6 protein-coding genes are annotated in these 6,913 nt (G+C 61.5%); 3 read left to right on the top strand and 3 right to left on the bottom strand.

Annotated elements, in window-relative coordinates; genetic code table 11:
• A partial coding sequence (locus tag AC1XOS_RS17750; RefSeq protein ID WP_481963551.1) for an FAD-dependent oxidoreductase occupies window positions 1–600 on the top strand: 600 nt, incomplete at its 5' end.
• Window positions 601–750: 150 nt separating this feature from the next.
• Window positions 751–1,779 (top strand): low-specificity L-threonine aldolase, encoded by a 1,029-nt coding sequence (gene ltaE, locus AC1XOS_RS17745; RefSeq protein ID WP_481963552.1) that lies wholly within the window; start codon window positions 751–753, stop codon window positions 1,777–1,779.
• Here ltaE and AC1XOS_RS17740 read toward each other — a convergent pair.
• Genes AC1XOS_RS17740 through AC1XOS_RS17730 form a run of 3 tightly spaced genes read right to left on the bottom strand, consistent with a single transcriptional unit; the run spans window position 1,776 to window position 6,471 of the window.
• Complete coding sequence (locus AC1XOS_RS17740) at window positions 1,776–4,283, bottom strand: bifunctional YncE family protein/alkaline phosphatase family protein (RefSeq protein ID WP_481963550.1); 2,508 nt, start codon at window positions 4,281–4,283, stop codon at window positions 1,776–1,778. The two genes, ltaE and AC1XOS_RS17740, sit on opposite strands and share 4 nt — an antisense overlap.
• Before the next feature lie 29 nt (window positions 4,284–4,312).
• Window positions 4,313–5,779 (bottom strand): HAMP domain-containing sensor histidine kinase, encoded by a 1,467-nt coding sequence (locus tag AC1XOS_RS17735; RefSeq protein ID WP_481963549.1) that lies wholly within the window; start codon window positions 5,777–5,779, stop codon window positions 4,313–4,315.
• A complete protein-coding gene (locus AC1XOS_RS17730) occupies window positions 5,776–6,471 on the bottom strand; it encodes a response regulator transcription factor (RefSeq protein ID WP_481963548.1) in 696 nt (231 codons plus the stop codon). The genes AC1XOS_RS17735 and AC1XOS_RS17730 overlap by 4 nt, the downstream gene beginning before the upstream one ends.
• Window positions 6,472–6,581: 110 nt before the next feature.
• On the opposite strand from AC1XOS_RS17730, the gene AC1XOS_RS17725 reads away from it, so the two are divergent.
• Window positions 6,582–6,913, top strand: a 332-nt coding sequence (locus AC1XOS_RS17725; RefSeq protein WP_481963547.1) for a hypothetical protein, incomplete at its 3' end; no start/stop codon positions are given.

Raw genomic sequence — 6,913 nt, 5'->3', positions numbered from 1 at the left:
CGCATCCTGGAGCGCGGCCTGAACTTCGCCAAGGGCTTTGCCTACTGGCTCCAGACCGAGTGCCCGCGCGACGATGACCCTACGAAACTCGGCTACCCGGAGCTGCAAGTCCCAGCAGACGGCGGCTGGGCAATCCACCCGTATATCCGGGAATCGCGGCGCTTGCAGGCTCGCACTACCCTCACCCAGAACCACCTGCGCTCGACCGATCCCGCCGCCAAGTGGGGAACGGCGTTCGAGGACTCCGTGGGCTGCGCCCTCTACGCCATGGACATCCACCCGAGCAAGGGTGAGCCGCCGCTACTCTCGGTCGCGCTCCCCTACCACCTGCCGCTCGGCGCGTTTCTCCCCGCTTCCGGCCCGACCAATATCCTCCCCGCCGCCAAGAACTTTGGAGCCAGCCGCCTCGCCCTCGCGTCGGCCCGCATGCATCCCACGGAGTTTCTGGCCGGAGAGATCGCCGGGACGCTGGCCGCCTTCTGCCTGGAGAAGAACCTACGCGACCCCAGCGCCGTCCACGACTCCCCCGCGCTTCTGGCCGAGTTCCAAGCACGTCTCAAAGCCCAAGGCGTTATGCTACGCTGGGACGAGATTCTGTAAACCCGTAGCCGCCGGTTGAAACCGGCAGCTGCTGTAAAACAATCCTCCCCGAGCGATTCTAATTTTTTGAGAGCCCGTAACGAATAGCCAGATCATGCATTGCTCTAGCTGTCATACACCAAAGGTCGTGGTACAGTTCGAGGCATGACTTTGATTGACCTTCGTAGCGACACCGTGACCCGCCCGACACCGGCGATGCGTGAGGCGATGCTGGCCGCGCCTGTCGGGGACGATGTGTGGGGCGACGACCCCACCGTTCTGGAGCTGCAAGAGAGACTCGCCGCGCTCTCGGGGAAGGCGGCGGGGCTGTTTCTGCCGACGGGAACCCAGAGCAACTTGGCGGCACTGATGGCCCACTGCGAGCGCGGCGATGAGTATATCGTCGGGCAGCTTGCACACACCTACAAGTACGAAGGCGGTGGTGCCGCCGTGCTGGGCTCGATCGTGCCACAGCCTATCGAAAGCGAGCCCAATGGCTCACTACCGCTGGCAAAGATCGCTGCCGCGATCAAGCACCATGGGCCAGGAATGGGGGCGCACTATGCCCGCACGAGGCTCCTCACGCTGGAGAACACGTTTCATGGCCAAGTCGTCCCGCGCGACTACCTCAAAGCGGCGACAGACTTTGCCCATAGCCGTGGGCTGGCGACGCACCTAGACGGCGCACGGGTCTTCAACGCTGTGGTCGCGCAGGGCATCACGCTGACTGAGGCATGCGAAGGTTTTGACTCGGTCTCGATCTGCCTCTCGAAGGGCCTCGGCGCTCCCGTCGGCTCCGTGCTCGTGGGCTCTGCGGAGCTGATCGAGCGCGCCTACCGCTGGCGCAAAGTGCTGGGCGGCGGCATGCGCCAGTCGGGGATTCTGGCGGCGGCAGGCCTCTACGCCCTGGAGCACAATATTGCGCGCCTCGCCGATCACCACGCTAACGCCAAGCTGCTCGCCGCTGGGCTAGCTGCTCTTCCTATTCCCGTAAGCTACGCCACCAACATGGTCTTTGCCACATTCCCCGAGGCCCACTGTGAGCCACTCGAAACCTATCTCGCCGAGCGCGGGATGCTGGCCTCCATCGCCCCCGAGTCGCGCTTTGTCACGCACCTCGATGTCACCCCCGAAGCCATCGCCGCGTTTCTCGAAGCCCTCACGGACTACTTCGCCAAAGCACTTTCTGTAGGGAGTTAAGGGGTTGGATAGGGCTTGTCGCCGTGGAGGTTGTGCCAAAGCACGCGGTTGAGCGTGTTGAAGTCCGCGGCGTCCATCTCGCTCCAGTCGAGCGATGCAGAGAGGTCGTACCACTTTTGCTCCGACGGAGCGAGAGCGGCACGCGGCGCGTTCATGTCGTCGAGTTTGATGCGATTCGGCAGGTGGATATAGGGCGAGTAGTTGGGCGTGTCGGTGAAGCAGGCGGCCATGGGCGGCGTGTTGGCGTCGAACTTGTTCATCGGATCGAGGCCCAGCATCTTCTCAATGGTCGAGAGCATGGTCACCGTGGTGTAGAAGTTCGAGTCCACAAAGCCGCGCTTGACATAGGGCGAGTAGCAGGCAAAGACCGTCCGGTGGCCATCGACGTGGTCTGGCCCGGCTTGGGCATCGTCCTCGATCACAAAGATTGCGGTGTTCTTCCACTGCGGCGACTTGCTCACGGCCTCGACAATTCGCCCGAGCGCTAAGTCATTGTCGGCGACCATGCTCTTGGGCTTGGGGTACTCCGCAGAGAGCCCTTCCGTGTGATCTGATGGGAGCGAGAGTACCATCAAATTAGGCACCGTGTTGGCCTTACTGAACTTGGTGTACTCTTCGATAAAGATATCCGCCTTGACCTGGTCGCTCTGGAGCAGAGGCCAGTAAAGATAAGTGGGGTGGGCTAGTTTCTTAACATTGTGGACGCGTGGCACGGACTTGTAAGTAAACTTGTTGGTCCCCCGCGCCTGCCAGACCTCCAGCCAGTCCTTGGGTTTCGGCGTGATAATATTGCTGCCATCGTCGCAGAACTCCCCATAGATACGCACCGTCTTCTTTTTCTTCAGCGCCGCGTCCCAGAGCGCCCCCGATGATGCCACGCCCATCGGATCGTCACCATCGTCGGGGTAGGTGCGATAGCCGGTGTACATGTGCTCTAGGTAGTCGTTGGCCATCGCCGTATCGGTCCAGTTATGCCCATCGGCGGAGTTGGTGCCGCTGACATAGCCATTGTCAAAGAGCGTAAAGCTTCGGGCGAGTGCGTGGTGATTGGGAGTCACTTCCTCCCCTAGGCCACAGAGCTTCGCGTCCCCATTGCCCTCTTTCATATCGCCGAAGACCTCGTCGTAGGTGCGGTTCTCTTTGATGATGTAGAGCACGTGCTTAATCTCGCCGTTGAAAACTTTGAGCTTCGGCGTGACACGTGGCGCGTCCCAGTGATTGAGCTGCGCGACCTTGGCCGTGGCCGCCTTCAGATCAGAGCTGCGGTCAATCACCGAGATGCTTCCCTGGAAGTCATGCGCATTGCCCGGCTGCCCCAGCACCGTGCGTCGCACCGAGCCATTGCCCTTGGTGTTGAGGGCGAAAATACGCCCTCCTCCCCCAGCCCCCGGGTACCCTCTGGGTGCCAATCCTGGGAGGAGGGGAGAGGTGGGGGGAATGGCGAGGGCCATCGGGTAGTAGCCTGTGGGCCGGTAGCCCAGCACTTTTCCGGTCGCCGCATCCACCTCCGCGACGGCATTGTCTCCGCCACACGCAACAAGCATCACCTTCCCTCCTCCCAGGATTGGGAGGAGGGCTAGGGAGGAGGGCATTGAGCCGAGCAACCGATTCTTGCCCCAGGTCAGCGGCCAGGTCGCCGTCACGGACTTCTGAGTCAGGTCAATCACGCTGAGACTGTCACTGGCGGCGTTGGCGACAAAGGCTCGATTGCCGTCGATCAGAAGCGCCGTGGGGTGCAGACCGACAGGGAGCTGGGTGGTGGTGCCACTGCCGCGCTCGATTATACTTACGCTACCCGTGGCAGTAAAGCCGCGCGGGTCACTGACGAGCCAGGCTCCATTGGACTCGGCACGCTCGCCGTTTTCCAGCGCATCCTCATCGGTAACGGGCCGTCCGCCCCAGTTGCTGGCAATCAGGGTTTTCTCATCGGGTGAGAGTGCGACGGTGAAGGGAAGTTTTTGGGTAGGTAATGTCCGGGTGGCCGTGCCGCTGGCAATGTCCAGCTCGGCGATGCAGTCGCGATCCATTAACGCCACAAAGAGCGTCTTGCCATCGCGTGTCAGGCACATTCCGCCGGGTCTAGGATTCCCCTTGCCGCCAAACTCCAGCTTGCGCCCCGCCGTCAGCTTCCCGTTTTCGTAGAGGCATTCTTGAACCACACCATTGCTCACACTAGCAAAGAGGCGCGTGCCATCGGGTGTCCAGAGCAGGCCATGAAAGCCCGCACCAGCGCCCAGCGGCACATCCGTGCCAGAGATCACGCCTGTTTCCGTCGCGAGAAAGACTTTATTCTGGCCCAGCACCGCCAGCGTCTTGCCGTCCGGATGGAGTGCGATGTCTACGGGACGGCCCTCAAAGGCAATCGTCCCCGGCTCGATGGTCTGCCCCGACGAGACAACAAACTGACCATTGGCCTGCTTTCCGAGCTTGCGGGTCTGGCTTGCCTGGAGCGTAAAGCCAACAGCCGCAACCCCCAACACTGCGGCGAGAAGAATTCTTTTCATGCCCGAAATTATACCGGGTAGCACTCCCCTTATGGGTTAAGAGTTACCGTCACGGTAGTTCCTTCCCCGAGGACACTCTGAATCTCCAGCGTGCCGCCGAGTGCCGCCGTAATTTCTTTGCAGAGAGCGAGCCCTAGGCCGACCCCACCTTGCTCACGGGCGCGGGAGGCATCGGGGCGGTAGAACGGCTCCCCGAGGCGCTCCAAGTGCTCCGGCGCGATTCCCTCACCTGTATCGGTGACAGTGAGAGTCAGGCTTCCTGCCACACTCGCCTTGAGCATGACGTGTCCCTCAGGCGGGGTGTGACGCAGGGCATTGCTCACCAGATTCACCACGACGCGATGAAGAAGCTTGCTATCGGTGATGAATGGCTCCGGCGGGACATCGAGCACCACGATTGCGTGCGGCGTGCTCTGTCCCGCCTCAGCGGCCTGCGCAGCCTCACTGAGCACCTCTTGTAGCGAGAGACTTTCTCTCTGTACCGGCAGGCTACCGTTCTCAGCACGCGCCAACAGCAAGAGATCTGAGACGAGTGTGTTAGCCCGATCCACGGTTTTATCCGTGCGGAAGAGTGCACGTCGCTGGCGCTCCGTGAGGGGATCGTCGTTTTCGAGTAAGAAGCTAGAGGCGGCTTTAATGACCGCGAGGGGCGTGCGAAGCTCGTGGCTCGCATCAGCGGTGAAGCGTTTCTGGCGCGTGAAAGCCGCCTCCATCCGCGAGAGCATCGCATTAAGAACCGTGACAAGCTGATCGAAAGTATCGTTGCCCCCGGGTTGCGGCAGGCGCAGCTCTAGGTTACTAGGCTGAAGCGCTGCCGCAGCTCGCGTGAGCTTGCGGATCGGGGCGAAGGCGATATCGGTGAGGAGTGCGCCCAGCAGGCCCATCAATAGGCCCACGGGAAGGATCAGTACGGTGAGTGCTTGTTGAATTTCACGAAGAGCAGCATCGGTCTGCTCCAGGCTAGCGGCTGTCTGGAAGATACAGTCGGGCTGGCGTATCGAGAAAACCCGGATCGCCTTACCGTCTTTGTCAAGCTCCTGCCGAAGATCGGTTCCCCGCTCTCGTGCCGCCGCTGCGCCTGCAACCGACCAAGGCGGCTCCGTCGGATTCGATGCCTGCCTCTCCAGCGGAATTCGACGTGGCTTGAGCAGTGCCGTCGTGCCAAAACGTATAACATCAGGGCCACCACCCGGCCCTCGCCCTCGGCCAAGATCAAAGCCACGGCCAAGATCAAAGCCACGGCCAAGATCAAAGCCTCTCCCAAAGTCAAAACCGCCACGCCCGCGCCCCCCACGATCGCCAAATCCATCGCGGGGAAAGCCCGGCGGCGGCCCGTGGTGGAGCATAGCCTCTGCTTGTGACTTCACCGCGCGATCCACGGCGTTGTAGAGCACCGTGCGAATGCGGCTCTGCGCCAGGACAACCAGTGCGACCAGAGCAAGGCCACTAAGAAGGCCGTTGAGCAGCCGTGCACGCCACGTCATAGAGAGCTTCATAGAGATCCACTGCCCTCCGGCTCCCGCAGAACATAGCCCATCCCATAGACCGTGTGAAAGAGCCGAGCACTCTCGGTGCGGTCGCTATCGAGCTTGCGACGGAGCGAGACCATGTGAACATCAATCGTGTTAGAGCCCACTTCCGCATCGCCTCCCCAGATCGCCCGTAGCGCCTCTTTGCTCACCACATGACCCACACGCGCCGCCAGTGCCTCTAAAAGATCAAACTCACGCCGGGTGAGCGAGACCGCCTTGCCGCTCCGCGTCACTTCATGGAGATCCGTGTCTATCACCAGATCGGCCACTTGGATCGTGCGGCGACGCTGGAGCCGCTCTCGCCGCAGGAGCGCAGCGATGCGTGCCTTCAGCTCAGGAAAGGCAAAGGGCTTGGTCAGATAGTCATCCGCGCCCAGCTCCAGCCCGCGGACTTTTTCCGCCACTTCATCCAATGCCGTCAGCATCAAGATGGGGGTCGGATCGCGCCGATCACGCAGGCGGCGGCAGAGGCTCCAGCCGTCCATTCCCGGCAGCATCAAGTCAAGAAGAATCACGGCCCAGCCGCCCTCACACGCACGCTCAAAGCCCTCCGCGCCACTACGACACCAGGTTATCTCATGCCGGGCAGCTTCCAGCCCCTCGACGATCATCTCGCCAAGTAGCTCTTCGTCCTCGATTAGGAGCAATCGTGCCATAAGAGCCATTGTAGCGGTAAACCGTGAAGCAAACCTGAAGAAAATTCGGCGGAATTTTCACTATTGCTTCACGGTTGAGCCTTACTATGAGGGGCAGGAGAACTGAAAAGATGAACCGATTGGCTTTAACGTTTGTGGCATTGATGGTAGGTGGCGCTGCACTGGCACAGCCGCCTCAGGGTGGCGAACAAGGCGGTGGCTTTGGGGGCCGTGGCGGTGGCCGCGGTGGACGTGGTGGTGGCCAGGGTGGGCCGGGAGGTGGCTTTGGTGGCCAGGGGGGAGGCTTCCCCGGTGGAGGTGGTTTCGGCGGGATGATGGGCGGAATGATGGGCGGCATGGGCGGCCCTGGTGGGATGATGGGGATGAACCGTGAGATTAGCGCAGCCAATGTCGCGCTTCGGATCATGGCGCTCTACCTGAGCCTGACCGATGCTCAATCCGG

Source organism: Armatimonas sp. (assembly GCF_964826245.1).
The sequence above is the reverse complement of the archived record's forward strand: the minus strand, read 5'-3'. Positions and strand labels throughout refer to the sequence as shown.